Source organism: Cytobacillus purgationiresistens (genome assembly GCF_030813235.1).
Classification (GTDB): Bacteria; Bacillota; Bacilli; order Bacillales; family Cytobacillaceae; genus Cytobacillus; species Cytobacillus purgationiresistens.
On record NZ_JAUSUB010000009.1, the window covers coordinates 38,670 to 55,475 of the forward strand.

Below are 16,806 nucleotides of genomic sequence, written 5' to 3' on the forward strand. Positions count from 1 at the left end.
CACTCCCTCATCATTAGAATTTCTTCATCCTTTTAGAGAAAAGCCCAGGTTGTCCATATCTACTTACAGTATTTTCCGTTTTTCTACTGCTATTATTTATTTTATTTGAGCCTTATTTCCATGTAAATGGTACTTTGGTGACGGGTAAATGTCCTTCGATTCCGTTTTTAATCATTTAGAAAACGCTCATTATCCAAATATCATCGAAAAACATAAATAAAAATCCTAAATTGGTAAAAATTAATATTAGCCGTATGAATAAGTACTTGAGGGGGTTGGTTGGTTGTATAAGAAGCAGGAACAGAAGCTTATTTGGCTCGCCTTTACTGTAGCTTTTATTCTGGGGCTATCACTTATTGGGCGGATTTTTTCATAAATAGGACTACCCCAAAGAAAAGAGGTTTTAAAATGGGGAATGAGGAAGCAGTATTTTTCAGCAGAGTATTAACTGAGTTAACCTTATCGTTTCATATTATTTACGCCACAATCGGTGTCGGTATCCCGTTAATGATTATGATTGCTCAATGGGTCGGCATTAAGAAAAATGATGAACATTACATATTATTAGCAAGAAGGTGGGCTCGCGGTTTCGTCATTACAGTTGCTGTTGGGGTGGTGACTGGCACCGCTATCGGTCTGCAGCTTTCATTGCTTTGGCCTAATTTTATGGAATTGGTCGGTCATATAATTGCGTTGCCCCTTTTTATGGAGGTTTTTGCTTTCTTCTTTGAGGCGATTTTTTTGGGGATTTATTTGTATACCTGGGATAGATTTGAAGACCAGAGAAAGCATTTGCTTCTGCTCATTCCAGTTGCACTTGGGGCTTCTTTTTCCGCCGTATTTATTACCATTGTCAATTCATTTATGAACACGCCTCAAGGGTTTGATATTGTGGATGGGCAAATCGTGAATATATCTCCGGTTCTTGCCATGTTTAATCCAGCAATGCCGACAAAAGTGGCACATGTACTTGTCACTGCTTATATGGCTTCTGCCTTTGTTCTGGCTGCTATCGGAGCTTTTAGATTATTAAAAGGCTCCAATCATATATATCATAAAAAAGCTGTATTTTTAACGATGAAGCTAGGGTTAATTTTTGCCATCTCAACTGCTCTGATTGGTGATTTTGCAGGGAAGTTTCTGGCAGAATATCAGCCTGAAAAGCTGGCTGCTGCTGAATGGCATTTTGAAACAGAAGAAGGCGCACCATTGGTTTTATACGGAGTACTTGATGAAGAAGAAGTCAAACATGCGATTCGCATCCCTTATGCGCTTAGTATTCTAGCCTACAGCAACCCTTTTGCTGAGGTAACAGGGCTTGATCAATTTGCAGACGAGGATATTCCCCCGTTATATATCCATTATCTTTTTGATGCTATGGTTACAATCGGAATGGCGATGATTGGCTTATCCTTTATTTATCTCATTGGCATATGGAGAAAATGGACATTTATCGAAACAAACTGGTTTAGGTGGCTCATTGTCTTGGGCGGACCGATTTCACTCATTGGTATTGAAGTAGGCTGGTGGTTTACTGAAGTCGGAAGACAGCCGTGGATCTTGCGAGGCATTATGCGCACACATGATGCGGCAACAACAAGTGGACAGGTAGACAAGATGCTCATCTTATTTGCCTGTTTATACCTAGTTTTAGGTGTGGGAAGTGCGGTTGTGCTGAGCCGCATGTTTAAGAAAAATACTGTAGAACAAGAATTGGCTGACCGAAAGATTGAGAAAGCAGGTGATTCATTTGACACTTGAGATCGTCGGAATCTTTGTATTATGGCTGTTCTTATTCGGATATGTCATTGTTGCTTCGATTGATTTTGGGGCTGGTTTTTTCAATGCTTTCAGTTTATTCAGAGGCAAACAGCATATTTTAAATAGTGTCATTCAAAGGTATTTATCACCTGTATGGGAAGTTACCAATGTTTTTTTAGTCTTTTTCTTTGTAGGGATTGTTGGCTTCTTTCCAAAATCAGCTTATTACTATGGAACGACACTGCTCGTACCTGTGAGCATCGCAATCGTCCTGTTAGCGATTCGCGGTTCTTATTACGCTTTTACAACGTACGGGGGATTGAAGGATAAGAGATATACGTATTTATACGGTTTAACTGGTTTGTTTATCCCTGCCTCCTTATCGATTATTTTGACGATTTCAGAAGGCGGATTTGTTTCAATGAATGACAAAGGGCCTGTCCTTGATTATTGGGCATTGTTTACAAGCCCGCTTACTTGGAGCATTGTTGTTTTAAGTCTAACGGCAGTACTCTACATCTCTGCTGTTTTTTTAACCTGGTATGCCAACTATGCTAAGGACGAGGCAGCAACCAATTTACTGCGTAAATATGCCTTAATATGGTCCGTTCCATCCATTATCACAGCAACAGGGATTATCGTCGAGCTGCGCTTTCATAATCTTGAACATTTTACACGGATAATGGATCTTTGGTGGATGTTTGCGCTTTCTGTTCTTTTCTTTGCAGGGACTGTCTTTCTCCTTTGGAAGCGACGAGCTTACGGCTTTGCCTTTTTACTTGTATGCGGGCAATACTATCTCGCTTTCTTTGCATACGGAATTTCCCATTATCCATATCTGCTGTATCCGTATTTAACAATTTACGACAGCTTTACAAACGAAGCAATGGCTCTTTCCTTAATTATTGTGTTTATTGCTGGGCTTGGTCTGTTGCTACCGTCACTCTACTTGTTATTAAGGCTGTTCTTATTTAATAAGGACTATGTACAAGGTAAAAGAGACAATCATGCATAAGGAGCGAAAGAAATGAATCAGTTCATTATTTTATATGCACCTTTTATCATTGTCTTCCTTTCGATTGCTGTAGGGTTTTGGGCTGCATTGAAAGACGACCTCATTTAATAAATATTGCAGGCCAGAGTGAGTGCACTCTGGCCTTTTTTCAAAGATAAGAAAGATAAATTTTTCAATTTGAATAATGTCTAGCGCAAGCGTCCTATTGCCTATCAAACTTCAGGTCTTCTCACCAAGATAAGTCAACGGCGATAAGCAAGGCGCTTGCGCTTTTCTTAATTAAGAAAGTGCTTTTAGCCCAGTTACTCCAACAATGATCAGAATAACACTCACAATACGTGAACGGCTTTTCGATTCTCCAAAGAAAAACATACTCAAAAGAACAGCTCCTGCAGTGCCTATCCCAATCCAAACCGCATAGGCGACACTTACTTGCAGATACTGAAAAGAAGCATAAAGGAAGGCAAAAGAAGCACCGAACCCGCCCATGTATAACAGTCCATTCCGTAAGCCTTTGTGCTGGCTATACAGCTTTAAGCCCACCACACCAAAGATTTCACTAATTGCAGCTAATATGACAAATAACCAACCCATCTTAAGCAGCTCCCTTCATTACCTTTTTATTCTCATCCTTGTTGTCAGCTAACTTTAAGCCAATGACACCCAGCACAATGAGCGAGATAAAGATTATTTTCCCTAAATTAATACTGCCACCGAATAAATAGACATCCATAACAGATGTACCCACCGTTCCAACTCCGGCAAAAATCGCATAGACCGTTCCTGTAGGCAAGTTTTCACATGCTTTTGACAGAAAATAAAAGTCTATTAAAATTACACCAACGACCAATACCCAATGCCACCAAACTATAGCAGTATTAAACCCATACACCCATACCAATTCAGCAAGACAGGTTAATATGACAAAAATCCATGATTTATTCATGATGTATCCTCCTCTTTATGACTGACTTTCAGTCATTTTTTTCATAAAGAAAACTCGCCGATTGGCAAGTCAAATTTACGCTTCCATCTTTTTTTCACTTTTGCAGACCAAGTGCATGATAAAGAAAATCTAATACCTCAGCCTTTTGCATTTTCGCATCTTCTTCATTCGTATGATCATAAAGATAAACTTGCTCTGCTGCCGATTCTACAAGCCCGATAAATAGCTTCGATGATCGCTCTACATTCAATGATGATCGAATCATAGTTGCTTCCTTTGCTTCCTGTAAAAAATCACTAATCCACGAATAAAATGGCTCATATACGGATTCCCATTGACGAATATGATCACTCGAGGCCAGCCCTGCATAGATCAGTGCCAAAACTTCACGATATTCATTCGTATAGGCAAAAATCGCATCAACTACCTGTGTTAGCTTCGTCTTGAATGATGCAGCATCATCTACTTCTTCCTGCACAAAAGTAATCATCTTTTCTACCATCACTTCAGCTATTGCGGGCATCACAGACAATTTAGATGGAAAATATAAATAAAAAGTACCTTGTGCGATTCCTGCAAGTTTCACAATATCCGATATTTTTGTTTTCTCGATGCCTTTTTCCCGAAACACTTCAATGGATGCATGCACAATTTTCTCTTTTTTATCCATTATCCATCTCCTTTACTAATGACTGAATATCATTCATTTTAACTAACTGCAAAATGTTTGTCAAACCTTATTGACCTCTTATGAGAAATGCCTATAATAGAGTGAATATTCACTGTTTAGAGAGGTTCATCATGAATATGAGTTCCGCTTTACCTGAACAAGAAGCAAGGGGATTATTCTTGTCCTTACTGCCGCAACTTTATGGGGAGTTCCGGGACGGTTGCCCAATTTCTCTTCCATCAGCAGCATTTTAGTCCAGAATGGCTCGTCGTAATTCGTTTGCTCACAGCAGGACTAATATTACTTAGCATTGCCTTTAAACAAGACAAAAAAAGAGTGTGGAAGATCTGGGAAAACCGATATGATCACATCAGTATTTTATTATTCGGTATCTTAGGGATGCTTGCCTTGCAGTATACATTCTTTGCCGCCATCCACCATGGGAATGCTGCAACCGCCACTGTGCTCCAATACCTTTCTCCAGCCCTCATCACACTTTATCTCGCCATACGTGGAAGAAAACCACCCAATAAAATTGAGTCCCTTACTGTTTTAATGGCGATAGCTGGCACTTTTCTTCTTGTTACACAAGGTAATATACACAGCCTTTCGATTTCTTGCTGGGCATTCTTTTGGGGACTTTCATCTGCCCTTGCGCTAGCCTTTTACACACTTTACCCACAGAAGATCTTAGCAAGATGGGTGTCAGTGCTTACCATCGGCTGGGGAATGATGATTGGAGGCGTATGCTTTAGTTTCATTCATCCTCCCTGGATTATGTCTGGGGAATGGACAACACAAGCGTTCATGGCTGTTTTATTTATTATCATCAACGGAACAGTCATCCCGTTTTATTGCTATTTAGAAAGCTTGCAATACTTAAAAGCCTCTGAAGTCAGTATCATTGGCTGTGCCGAACCATTATCAACAGCCTTCCTGGCTGACATCTAGCTTCAAGTTACTTTCGGTGCCATGGAGTGGATTGGTACATTCTTGATATTGAGCACGATTGCAATTCTGTCTTTGAGAAGGAAAAAAGGATCACTGGCTTGAAGGCAGTGATCCTTTTTCTACAGTATTTTAATTCAATTTTTATGATTATTATGTTTTCTTAACTCATCACGAATCTCTTTTAAGAATTCATTTCGCTGCTTGGATGTTTTCATGATTGTCACTGCAACATAAATCGCAAAAATAAAAATACCTATATATACAAGAAGATTAAAAAGTCCAAAGAAAGCAAATGCCTCCATATAAAAATCACCCCCAGTTAATGCTCGAATAACAACAATCCTTTAGTCGTTTCTTATTTAACGTAATCGATAAAAACCCCTTCACCTCTTTTTATTTTCAAGCTTTTGGGAACTTGCAAATAAATAGCTGGATCATTAGCGTAAATTGGATCTTCTGAAAAGACCTCACCATACTTAAATTGAGTGACAGTGAACTCAGGTGCTCCCATGGTCACTTTGACCGTCCTATCTTGAGGTACATAAAACCCTAGAGTATCCTCTTTTTTCTTCAATCGATACGGAGCAAGGGAATCAGTTACATAAACGCCATCTACATAAGGTCCAATATGATAAATGGAAGCTTCAACCTTACCGTCATCAATATTCTTTCTATCGACGTAAACTCTCACTTCCCATTCATAATTACTTGTTAATGTCAGTTCCTGATCCTCATCTATTTGAAAGGTCTCTTCCTTCATTAAATATAATGGATCTATTCTTTCCCTCTCCCCTTGTCTTAGTGTTTCGTTGAACTGATTAGTCATCTCATCCGTTTTAATCCTCTCTCTTTCATCCTCGATGGAAATAAACCATATAAAAATAGATGAGATCAAAAGGGCGCCAATATAAATAATAAGCAAAGAATAGGTCATCTTAAACCTTTTTGATAAGAGGAAAATAGCTATTACCACTGCTATTATGGAGATAAGAATGGTTACTACATTCATCTTTCCACCTCCAAGTGATTAAAAATTGAAATCGCAGCTGTTAGTACCAAGCTGGACATCAGTATCGTTTTCAAAAGAAAATAGAAAGGATTCGACTCTTTTATATAAAATTCCGTAAATCCCGTAATTGTAGTAGAATTCATCGTCATCCCATCAAATATTAACAATCCCATAAAAAGAACAGGAATCACTACACTGAAACCCTTATGATATTGTATAAATGCACCCACTAAATAACCGATTGAACAAAATAAAAACGTATAAAGTGAGGTCGTTATCATCCCTGTAAAAAAATCAAAAAATGGCTGTTTAAACAAAACAATGGAGTCATCAAGAAACATATAGACAATGAATTTTATCAGATTACTTGAAAGCATAGCTGTTATACTGCCTAGTACGCTGACTGTGAGTAGGAAAAGAATATTTGATAAGCTGCTTGATAGACGATTGGTCACAAAGGTAAAGTCATAATGACGATAAGGCTTAGTTGTAATCGTAATGGCCGTTATCAACGCCCATATAAATGTAAAACAAATAACGATGTTTGCCGAATACTGTTGGAGGTTAATAACCATACCCCAACCATGGGTTGAATGATAAAATCCTCCAAAAGAAAAAAGAACAGCCAGTAACTGAATTCCGATCAAAGAGCTAAACACATCTATATTCGCCTTAAATTTAAATAAATATTGCATCTTCAATACCTTAACCAAGTCAGTTTTTATTAAAGACATCATCAATCACTCCTTTGCCTTTATCCGTTAAATAGACGCACGCATCACTTGCATTGACTGGCCTTATCTTTAGACCCATACGCTCGGCTCCTTGTAATTCTTCAACAGAAGCTTCTTCACGCAGGAGCACGCGATGCACATGATTAGTACCAATCGATTGCTCATAGATGATTTCCTTTTCCTGTAGCACCTGGTCTGCGATTGCTAATTTCCCTTCAACACTAATCATCATTTCCTTTACATCGTATATAGGAAGATGAAGCAAACATTGGCCATTTTTAATAAGCAGAACATCCTCCAATAAATGCTCGATTTCCTCCAAATGGTGACTCGATAAAACGATTGTCCGAGGAAAAGCCAAATAATCCTTCAATAATGCTCGATAAAAGTCTTTTCTCACTGCTGCATCCATTCCTATTGTTGGCTCATCAAACAGTGTTAATGGGCAACGAGAGGCTAAGCCTATGATCATATTAAATGTACTTGTTTGTCCTTTAGATAACCGGTTGTGGTATTTATATTTTTCCAATGAAAAATAATCTAACAGTCCCTCTGCCAATGGTTGATGCCAATTCGAATAAAAGGCGGCTGCCGCATCCATAATATCACCTAAATTTAATGCAGCGGGGAAGCTCATGCTATCATCAACTAAAATGGAATTTGCTGATACAAAAAGATTATTGAATGGTTGTTCGGAAAAAACCTTTATCTCTCCGGCAGTCGGTTTAATAAAACCTGATATAAGCTTAAGCAAGGTTGTTTTTCCAGCGCCGTTTCTCCCTATGAGGCCAGTAATCTTATTTTCCTCTATCGAAAAGGTTAGCTGCTCCAATGCCTTCTGGCGAAAATACATCTTTGAAATGTCTCTGCATTCAATGATTTTCACTGATTTCCCTCCTTCGTTTGCAGTGCTTTAATCATAGATAGAAGCTCCTCGTTACTCACCTGCAGCCGATTCGCCTCTAGTACCACCTCTTCAACTAATCTCTTCAATGTTTGATTTTTACGCTTGAAAAGGATTTTTTCTTTCGCTTCGCTGGAAACAAACATTCCGAGACCCCGTTTTTTATATAGAATTCCTTCATCTGCTAGCAAATTGAGACCCTTTGCAGCAGTAGCTGGATTAATCGTATACATATCCGCCAATTGATATTGGGAATACACCTTTTGGTCCGTTTTGAATGTCCCGCTTAAGATCTCCGATTCAAGCCACTCCGCTATTTGGACATATATCGGCTTACTGCTTTCTGTATTAAGAATGGCTATCGCCCCCTAACATAGTACATTACTGTTGTAATGTACTATACAATAAATTCTTTGACAAATCAATCTTTATTTAAAAAAGCAAAACCGGGCAACTGTCTAAACAGCGCCCGGTTCATCCATTATTTTATACTCGGAAAAAGCATAGTAACAATTGTCCCGCTATTTTCCTTGCTTTTCACATGCATTTCTCCGTTATTTTCATTCATTAGCTTAAAACAGATGGTTAAGCCAATTCCATTTCCTTTTTCTTTGCTCGTAAAATAAGGTTCCCCTATCCGGGCTAGCCTCGATTTAGGAATGCCCTCCCCATTATCCATGACACGGATGCGGATTCTATCTCCTAGCTCATCCAGCATGATTTTGACTTTTCCCTCAGCGGGAATTGCTTCAAGGCTGTTTTTTACTACATTGATCATCACTTGCTTGAAATGAGATTTATCCATATCAATCAGCGAAAGTGTTTTTAACTTATTGTAAACAGATATATGTTTATTCTGCTCTAACGCTAAGGCTTCAAATAACAGATTGATATTATTCACTTCATTTATCGCATCCAGGTGTGATATCACCTGAGCGTCTTCCTCTTTTGCTTCGGGCTTACCGAGAATCAGAAGCTCCTTTAACACTTGGTTAATTCGATCGATTTCCTCGATTAATATTTTTTCATACGAGGATTCAGGATTTCTTTCTTTTAAAAGCTGAATAAATCCTCTAATTGTTGTTAACGGGTTTCTAATCTCATGGGCAACACTTGCTGCCATCTCACCAATGACCTTCATTTTTTCAGATGACAGCAGCACTTGTTCATTGCGCTTCTGCTCTGTCACATCATTTCCAAAGAAGATCGTATAGGTCTCGCCCGTTTCTTGATTAAGTTGTCTAGATCCCCACTGAATATAATAAACACGCCCTTTGCAATCTGCATATCGATAGGGTATTTCATAGCCTGCTTCTACCATTTGAGTAAAGTGCGACAAAGTAGATGGATTCTTTCCAAGTAAGTCTTCTCCTGATTCGGCAAATAGTTTACAGAAGGAATTATTTACTTTTACAATCCGATTTTCCGCGTCTTTTACTAATAAATAATTCGGGTTAATATCCATGATTGCTTCCAATAAATCACTTTGCCTTACAAGCTCCAGATTGATATCGCTAATTCGCTGAGACTGCATTTGGAAAAAGCCCAAGAATAGAATGAGTGCGGCGATAATAGAATTAAAGCTCGAGAAAAAGAGCGGAACAACGGAAAACCCACTGATTACGCCGTTTACAAAAATGATCATTGCTGCTATAACAAGCTGAAGATAAAATCCTTTATAGTAGATTCCTTTCAAGCGAATCGTTACGACAAATAGAAAGAACCAATTAACAAACACGAGAAGGATATTTATGATAAAGGTAAAATTTAATACCCCGTATACCGGGACCCAGTGCGAAGGAGAAAATTGTACAGCCTCTACAAATTGGTAAGAGGCTACGCCTGCATTTGTAAAATTGATTGCATAGGTAACAATGCTGAATCCAGTGACAATCATTAAACCCGTTTTATTAAACAAAAGCTTAAATTGAACTAAATTTTCTTTAACTAAATAGTAGGAGAAGTAATACATAAGCGGCATGATAAAAATCGGACCCATTCTTAAAATCCTAAATAGCCAATCTATCACTTCAAGACTTAGAAATTCATTGGCATACAAAAAGGCGATATCCATTTGCCAAAAAGAAAGCATAAGTAAAAATAGTGATAAGGCTTTAGTTAACGAAGCCTTTGAAAAAAAGAGTATAGAAACAGAAATGAATAGTGGAATAAACGATACTGTTAATAATAATATGAATTCCAACTCATTTCCCTCCTCAAGATATCCATGCGCACCCGTTATTTCCCCCATATCCATGTGTAGTTATGAAAACACTTTCCACTGGAGCATCCATCTTTTCTCTAATGATTGGCAGATTCTTATATTTTGTGGGATTACTATGGATGGTTGGCGGGATGAATTGCTCCTTCAGGCTGATGAGACTAGCGATGATTTGGAAAGTGCCTGAAGCCCCCATAGCATGACCAACCATCCCTTTAATCGATGTAATCGGGATACTGCTGCCGGTAAACTTCCGCTCATAAACCATTGCTTCGATTGCATCATTTTCCTCAATACCGAGCGCTTGGCTATTGATATAGCTCGGCATGCTTGTTCCTATACATTCGTCTGCTGCTTTTAGCATGGCTCCGCCTAATGAATCAGACAGAAAAGGAGAGCGGGCATCCTGTGTAATACTCGTTGCTTTTACTACTCCTAGTATATCTGCTCCACGATTCAAAGCAGATTTCTCATCCTCTACGATTAACACCCCAGCCCCTTCAGACATCGCAAACCCCTCTCCCCCCGAAAAAGGACCAGATAATGTCTCTCCAGTTTGCAATACCCGAAGAGGTAAAAAGCTTTGCAGCACTAAATCATTAACTGTTGCATCTACCCCTCCGACAATACATAAATCTACTTCTTTCGATCGTATGAGTATCTTCGCCAAATGAAGGGCATCCATTCCCGATGTACAGCTATTGGCTAACGTAAAGGACATTCCATTCAAATGGTACTGGGCATTGATACTACTAGATAAGGTATTTGCGTTCATATTTCCAATTGCATATGGACCAAGCCGCTTGCCTGTTTCCATTTCGCTTGTATGATTAGCTACTTCTGAAATAACGCCTCCTGAAGAGCCTATAATGACAGCTGTCTTATAATCTCTCGGTGTAACCCTTGCCATCTGTACGGCCATTTCACTGGCATGAAGCAGCATTTTTGCTGATTTTGGATATCTATTCCCCTTTTCAAAGGTTAGATTCATTTCTTCTGATTGGACTCTACCCGTATGAATGAATTTATTTTTCATTTTCTCTCTCTTTAATACGGACGTTCCTGTTTTTAATATATTTGTATAACTCTCAATCGACGTAAAACCAGGGCCAATAATTCCCATCCCTGTGATGACGACTCCCATAAATGCAACCCCTTTGTACACATTCATCTCTATTTTACTATTAATCAAGTAATCAGGAAATATCATATATTTCTTCAAGAACAGATACTAGTTCTATCGTACCATAAAGCGAAAGCCTATATTGCATGGGGAAAACGGATTTTTTCACATATAAAAAGGTGAATCCATGACAGATTCACCCTTCCTTACATATGTTCTTTCGCTGTTGCCGTTTCATCACGCACATCATCTTCTTGCCAGCCCTTTGTTACTTCAATCCACTCTTTGGCATGTGCATATTTGTACAATTCTTCACAAGTCAACTCAATTGCCGAGTTTTGACTTCCACAGGCAGGATACACTAATTCAAACCGCTTCAATGATGCATCCATATAAACATCAAGGTCCTTTGCCAGACCGAATGGACATACACCACCAACGATATGCCCTGTTTGTTCGACTACTTCATCTGCCGAAAGCATTCTTGCCTTCATGCCAAAAGTTTCGCGAAACTTTTTATTATCAATCCTTGCATCTCCTGCTGCAACAACGAGGATTCCTAAATCGCCTTCCCCCCGAAAGGATAAGGTTTTTGCTATTTTTGCCGGTATCACTCCGATGGCCTCAGCTGCTTGGTCGACCGTTGCACTAATGGTGTCGAACTCCAAAATGTCCTTATCGCGCTCATATTTTTTCAAATGAGCCTTTACGCTTTCAAGCGACATATGCCTAGCCTCCCTGTAAAATATTATGTAAAAGCATAACATTCTTTATCTGAGAAAAGCAATTAGATTTTTTGTTATATTAGGCTATTATGATAGAGTAGATCATAGAAAATTATACATTTTTGGAGGATTTTTAATGAAGGACAATAAAATGATAGGTTATGTTGGAACCTATACAAAAGGCGAAAGCAAGGGAATTTATTCATTTGCATTGGCTGATGAGAAAATGACTGATGTCAAGCTTGCAGCAACAATTGAAAATCCAACCTATTTAACCATTAGCGATGATAACAAGTTTCTTATTTCTGTTATGAAAAAAGGCGATGAAGGTGGAGTCGCTTCCTATGAGGTCGATAGCAACACAGGTGCACTTCATATGGTAAACAGTCAATTGACAGCTGGGTCGCCGCCTTGTCACGTGAGTACTGACCAAGATTCTAAATGCATTTTAACGGCAAATTATCATAAAGGTACAATTGAATCGTATTTAAGCGTTGGTGGGAGGCTTCAGCCGCCTGCTTCTGTAATTGCACATCACGGATCAGGCCCAGATGAGCGCCAGGAAAAACCACATACGCACTTTGCCGGTTTTACACCGGATGAAAAATATGCGATTGCAGTTGATCTCGGAATTGATCAAGTCATTAGTTATGAAAATCGGGAAGGACTGTTGCAGGAAAAAGCAGTATTCACTGCTAAACCTGGCAGCGGCCCACGTCATATTGTTTTTCATCCCAATGGTAAATGGGCTTACGTAATGACTGAGTTAAGCTCCGAAATCATTACTTTATCCTATGACTCTGAAAATGGAAGCTTTGCAGAAGTTCAAACGATTTCTACTATCCCTTCAGACTTCATTGACAATAATCAAGGCAGTGCGATTCATATTTCTAGCGATGGCCGTTTTATTTATGCTGGAAATCGCGGACATGACAGCATTGCTGTGTATGCTGTCGATACCGCGAACGGATCGATTAACTTTTTAGAGCATACTTCTACCTATGGAAACTGGCCTCGTGATTTTGTGCTGGATCCTACGGAAGCCTACGTAATTGCTTCGAACCAAAACTCAGGCACTCTCGTGTTATATGCCAGAGACGCTGTGACAGGCAAGCTATCGTTACTGCAAAAAGATATCGTTGTCCCGGATCCTGTTTGCGTGAAATTTTTGCATATTTGATTATTTAACCCTGACTATGTCAGGGTTAATTTTTTGCGGTCATCATTGGAAATCAGTGCTATGATTGGTTTATACCCCAATCCCCCTCGAAAGGATGATCATTATGATATTAAAACCTCTTATTGATTCTGTTGATTTTTCCCTCATGCAATATTTAAACAAACGATTGATTATGCCACCACAAAAAAAGCAGTATTTAGAAAATCTAACGAAAGGTGCAGAAGGAGAAAGGCATTGGGAAGGCTGGCTAAATCAGCTATCCAACGAAAGCATCATTTTATATGATCTAACTTTGGAATATAAACATACGATTTTCCAAATCGATGCCCTCTGTATTTTTCAAAAGACTATCATAGCCTTTGAAGTGAAAAATTATGAAGGTGATTTTTATATTAATGGTGACATATGGTCAAGCGCTTCCGGTTCCGAGATTAAAAACCCACTACTGCAAGTCCAACGCAGCGAATCCTTACTGAGACCTCTTCTAAAAACCCTAAATATACAGTTGCCTATCGAATATTACCTAGTATTTGTCCACCCCGATTTCATGCTCTATCAAGCACCACCCCATAAAAAGATGATCTTTCCACAGCAAATTAATCGGTATATCCGCCATTTAAATAATATTCCTTCGAAAATGAGCAGAGCCCATAGAGATATCGCCGAACATTTCATTTACTAAATCTAAGCACGCCAACCCTTTTCCGAAAGCCTTCGTATGAATATGAGGATTTGAAAAAGGGGATCAGCTGTCCTCATTGTGATGAGTTTATGGATTATCGGAAGAAAGCGTTGTTTTGTGTGAGGTGTGATGAGCGTCATATTTCGGATGCCAATATTCTGCGGAGTATCGATGAATTATCACTTCTTTTTCCTAATATGAGAATAACAACGAGTTTGGTTTATGATTGGTGTGGCGAGGTGGTTTCGCGGAAGGTCATCCAAAGAGTTATGGACAAGAATCTAAAAAAAATTGGGATCACCAAAAGTACTTATTATGTTACTAGATAAAGAAACTATTGATTAAATCTCTGTCACTGTGTTCAGGATGAATCCACGAAAATAATGATAGAGAGCTAAAGGTAAAGCTTTACTTCTTGTTTTTATAGGGTTTGTTGTTTTCTACCTTCTCTCTTGGTTTTCATTCGAGTTCGGGATGATTATCCCTTTTTTTCTACCTTCTCTCTTGATTCACACCTGAGTTCGGGATGATTATCTCTTTTTTTCTACCTTCTCCATCGACTCACACTCGAGTTCGGGTTTATTATCTCTTTTTTTCTACCTTCTCCTTCGATTCACACTCGAGTTCGGGATGATTATCCCTTTTTTCTACCATCTCTCTTGATTCACACCTGAGTTCGGGATGATTATCTCTTTTTTTCTACCTTCTCCATCGACTCACACACGAGTTCGGGATTATTACCTCTTTTTTTCTACCTTCTCCTTGATTCACACCTGAGTTCGGGTTTATTATCTCTTTTTTCTACCTTCTCCTTCGATTCACACCTGAGTTCGGGTTTATTATCTCTTTTTTTCTACCTTCTCCTTCGATTCACACCTGAGTTCGGGATTATTAATGAATACAAGTCTCTCTTTTTGTTTTCCACACGAACATTTCGGTTCTACCCCCATTGGACATGCATATACTGTACTGAGAATCGCAAATAAGGGGCTGATACGGTTGAAAAAGGCTATTTGTCTATTCGGGTTAGTGATTATTATAGGATTTGTGGCTTATAGTGAGTCTCCTGATTCTTTTGTTCGCCATAATCATGAGCCAGATAATATGTATTCGATGATTCCAGTTGTGAACGATTTGAAGGATGTGGAGGAAGTCGATCAAGCGGCAGATAAGGATCCATTGGCTGGCATTATCCCCACTTTAGAATTAAAGTTAGTGGATACTCAAATAGAGAGTGATCAGATTATAGAAAAGTACAGGCAATATGAAGTGTATAGAGGCAAAGATAATCAAGTGCTTGAGAGCGTGGCGCTAGATCATTATGAGTATTTAAAGTATGACAAATAAGGAAAAATCTCATCTGATAGCTGTGTATGTTAACAACAGTTATTAGATGAGATTTTTTAGTCTAGTAAAATATAAATAATCATTTCTCCTGACTTTTCAAATGAAAGTGGAAGTTTGACCCCTTTTTTAAAGCCTGTGATGGTGGTATGCCCTTCCATTAAGGTAGGAGCGGTAATATCGGTTGTTAAACCATCGTCAGCGATGGCAGATGAAAGTCCTCCAGCAAGCATGTTACCTAGTTCCCCGCTAAATGATTGTAACATCTCGCCTGCTAGCTCCATGCCAAATAAGGATTCTCCGATAAATCCAAACACAGCCTGGTCGCCTGAAAGAAGAAGCTTCCCTCTAATATCTCCAGTGATTCCAATCAGTACACCAAACTCAATCTTGAACGAATGGTCCAAAGGAGCAGGAGTATCAAGTTTCAAATCTATGGGAATCGTATGATTAATAGAAGTAATCGTTCCATTAAGTAAAAGCTCGGTGATCTTGTCACCTTGGCCAATGGTCATAGACAGTTTCAACACATCCTTTTTGATGTATGCATTTCTTGATTAAAAAATAGTTCTTTTTTATCATGTCTATAGTCATATTAATAGAATCGAATGTATATTTCAATAATATATTATTCATTCCACTTTACGATAATGGATACCAAAAGCAACAATAGTCAACGGGATCATCCTATGATGTTTATTTTACTGTAACATTGATTTAGTGATTATACTGTAGTTATCTATCTCATTTCTTAAGGTTTTGTTAAGCTTTTTATAAGATGAAATTCAGAGAAGATGATTTCTTTTCTTTTAAAGTAAGGGTTACAGGAGGCTGGATAATGGGTGCAAATATATTAGTCGTTGATGATGAAAAAGAAATAGCAGATTTAATTGAAGTTTATTTACAAAATGAAAACTACCAAGTTTATAAGTTTTATTCTCCAGAAGAGGCCTTGCATTGTATTGATTCAGTGAAGCTTGATCTGGCCATCCTTGATGTAATGATGCCTGAGATTGATGGCTTTACCGTTTTGAGGAAAGTGAGAGAGTCATTACATTTTCCCGTCATTATGCTGACGGCAAAGGATGAGGAAATAGATAAAATAACCGGTTTGACGCTTGGGGCAGATGACTATATTACGAAGCCTTTTCGCCCTTTGGAGCTTATTGCCCGAGTGAAGGCACAGTTAAGGCGCTTTACTAAGTATAATCAATCCGATTCAGAACAACATGAAAACATTCTCGCTTTTTCTGGTCTCATTCTCGATAAGAATACCCGCAAATGTCTATTAAACGAAAAACCTTTATCGCTCACGCCAACAGAGTTTTCCATTCTATGGTTCCTCAGTGCAAATCGCGGGCGAGTCATTAGTTCAGAGGAATTATTCCACGAGGTTTGGGGCGAGAAATATTTTAACAGCAATAATACGGTTATGGTACATATTCGCCATCTTCGTGAAAAAATGGATGATTCTGCTGAGCATCCAAAATACATTAAAACGGTATGGGGAGTAGGTTATATGATTGAAAAATGAATTTGGC

19 protein-coding genes and 1 pseudogene are annotated in these 16,806 nt (G+C 38.6%); 8 read left to right on the forward strand and 12 right to left on the reverse strand.

The window, feature by feature from the left end:
- Positions 1-408 precede the first annotated feature (408 nt).
- The 3 genes from J2S17_RS11785 to cydS are packed head-to-tail and all read left to right on the forward strand — an operon-like array spanning position 409 to position 2,884.
- Complete coding sequence (locus J2S17_RS11785) at positions 409-1,761, forward strand: cytochrome ubiquinol oxidase subunit I (protein WP_307475055.1); 1,353 nt, start codon at positions 409-411, stop codon at positions 1,759-1,761.
- Positions 1,751-2,776, forward strand: coding sequence for a cytochrome d ubiquinol oxidase subunit II (locus J2S17_RS11790; protein WP_307475057.1), 1,026 nt, complete (start codon positions 1,751-1,753; stop codon positions 2,774-2,776). The genes J2S17_RS11785 and J2S17_RS11790 overlap by 11 nt, the downstream gene beginning before the upstream one ends.
- Before the next feature lie 12 nt (positions 2,777-2,788).
- Positions 2,789-2,884, forward strand: coding sequence for a cytochrome bd oxidase small subunit CydS family protein (gene cydS, locus J2S17_RS28860; protein WP_370875003.1), 96 nt, complete (start codon positions 2,789-2,791; stop codon positions 2,882-2,884).
- A 171-nt stretch (positions 2,885-3,055) separates the two neighbouring features.
- Here cydS and J2S17_RS11795 read toward each other — a convergent pair whose 3' ends face one another.
- The 3 genes from J2S17_RS11795 to J2S17_RS11805 form a co-directional block, all read right to left on the reverse strand.
- On the reverse strand, positions 3,056-3,370 hold the full coding sequence (locus J2S17_RS11795) for a DMT family transporter (protein ID WP_307475059.1): 315 nt from the start codon (positions 3,368-3,370) through the stop codon (positions 3,056-3,058).
- Position 3,371: 1 nt separating this feature from the next.
- Positions 3,372-3,725: a DMT family transporter gene (locus J2S17_RS11800; RefSeq protein ID WP_307475257.1), complete on the reverse strand. Its 354-nt coding sequence runs from the start codon at positions 3,723-3,725 to the stop codon at positions 3,372-3,374.
- A gap of 91 nt (positions 3,726-3,816) precedes the next feature.
- Positions 3,817-4,395, reverse strand: a complete 579-nt coding sequence (locus J2S17_RS11805) for a TetR/AcrR family transcriptional regulator (protein ID WP_307475259.1) — start codon at positions 4,393-4,395, stop codon at positions 3,817-3,819.
- 169 nt (positions 4,396-4,564) lie between these two features.
- On the opposite strand from J2S17_RS11805, the pseudogene J2S17_RS11810 reads away from it, so the two are divergent.
- Positions 4,565-5,445, forward strand: a pseudogene (locus J2S17_RS11810) (EamA family transporter).
- A gap of 32 nt (positions 5,446-5,477) precedes the next feature.
- On the opposite strand, the gene J2S17_RS11815 reads toward J2S17_RS11810, so the two are convergent.
- The 8 genes from J2S17_RS11815 to J2S17_RS11850 all read right to left on the reverse strand — a co-directional run bounded on the left by J2S17_RS11815 (position 5,478) and on the right by J2S17_RS11850 (position 12,059).
- Positions 5,478-5,645, reverse strand: a complete 168-nt coding sequence (locus J2S17_RS11815) for a hypothetical protein (RefSeq protein WP_307475061.1) — start codon at positions 5,643-5,645, stop codon at positions 5,478-5,480.
- 53 nt (positions 5,646-5,698) lie between these two features.
- On the reverse strand, positions 5,699-6,352 hold the full coding sequence (locus J2S17_RS11820; RefSeq protein ID WP_307475063.1) for a hypothetical protein: 654 nt from the start codon (positions 6,350-6,352) through the stop codon (positions 5,699-5,701).
- Entirely contained in the window at positions 6,349-7,086 is a 738-nt protein-coding gene (locus J2S17_RS11825; protein ID WP_307475065.1) for a hypothetical protein, read from the reverse strand. Before J2S17_RS11825 ends, J2S17_RS11820 begins: the two co-directional genes overlap by 4 nt.
- Positions 7,067-7,972 carry an ATP-binding cassette domain-containing protein gene (locus tag J2S17_RS11830; RefSeq protein WP_307475067.1) on the reverse strand — a complete coding sequence of 302 codons (906 nt, stop codon included), beginning with the start codon at positions 7,970-7,972 and terminating at the stop codon, positions 7,067-7,069. The genes J2S17_RS11825 and J2S17_RS11830 overlap by 20 nt, the downstream gene beginning before the upstream one ends.
- A complete protein-coding gene (locus tag J2S17_RS11835) occupies positions 7,969-8,346 on the reverse strand; it encodes a GntR family transcriptional regulator (protein WP_307475261.1) in 378 nt (125 codons plus the stop codon). The genes J2S17_RS11830 and J2S17_RS11835 overlap by 4 nt, the downstream gene beginning before the upstream one ends.
- A gap of 125 nt (positions 8,347-8,471) precedes the next feature.
- The gene (locus tag J2S17_RS11840; RefSeq protein ID WP_307475069.1) at positions 8,472-10,193 is read right to left on the reverse strand and encodes an ATP-binding protein; all 1,722 of its coding nucleotides are present in this window, start codon (positions 10,191-10,193) and stop codon (positions 8,472-8,474) included.
- 13 nt (positions 10,194-10,206) lie between these two features.
- Entirely contained in the window at positions 10,207-11,403 is a 1,197-nt protein-coding gene (locus tag J2S17_RS11845; RefSeq protein WP_307475070.1) for a beta-ketoacyl synthase N-terminal-like domain-containing protein, read from the reverse strand.
- A gap of 137 nt (positions 11,404-11,540) precedes the next feature.
- Positions 11,541-12,059 carry a YbaK/EbsC family protein gene (locus J2S17_RS11850; RefSeq protein ID WP_307475072.1) on the reverse strand — a complete coding sequence of 173 codons (519 nt, stop codon included), beginning with the start codon at positions 12,057-12,059 and terminating at the stop codon, positions 11,541-11,543.
- Positions 12,060-12,195: 136 nt separating this feature from the next.
- On the opposite strand from J2S17_RS11850, the gene J2S17_RS11855 reads away from it, so the two are divergent.
- The 3 genes from J2S17_RS11855 to J2S17_RS11865 all read left to right on the forward strand — a co-directional run bounded on the left by J2S17_RS11855 (position 12,196) and on the right by J2S17_RS11865 (position 15,268).
- Positions 12,196-13,239, forward strand: a complete 1,044-nt coding sequence (locus J2S17_RS11855) for a lactonase family protein (protein ID WP_307475074.1) — start codon at positions 12,196-12,198, stop codon at positions 13,237-13,239.
- 103 nt (positions 13,240-13,342) lie between these two features.
- Complete coding sequence (locus J2S17_RS11860; protein ID WP_307475076.1) at positions 13,343-13,921, forward strand: nuclease-related domain-containing protein; 579 nt, start codon at positions 13,343-13,345, stop codon at positions 13,919-13,921.
- Positions 13,922-14,920: 999 nt separating this feature from the next.
- Entirely contained in the window at positions 14,921-15,268 is a 348-nt protein-coding gene (locus J2S17_RS11865; protein ID WP_307475078.1) for a hypothetical protein, read from the forward strand.
- A gap of 56 nt (positions 15,269-15,324) precedes the next feature.
- Here J2S17_RS11865 and J2S17_RS11870 read toward each other — a convergent pair whose 3' ends face one another.
- Positions 15,325-15,780, reverse strand: a complete 456-nt coding sequence (locus J2S17_RS11870; RefSeq protein ID WP_307475079.1) for a chemotaxis protein CheX — start codon at positions 15,778-15,780, stop codon at positions 15,325-15,327.
- Between the two features lie 323 nt (positions 15,781-16,103).
- Between J2S17_RS11870 and vanR the strand changes: the two genes are divergently transcribed.
- Positions 16,104-16,799, forward strand: a complete 696-nt coding sequence (vanR, locus tag J2S17_RS11875) for a VanR-ABDEGLN family response regulator transcription factor (protein WP_307475080.1) — start codon at positions 16,104-16,106, stop codon at positions 16,797-16,799.
- Positions 16,800-16,806: the final 7 nt, after the last annotated feature.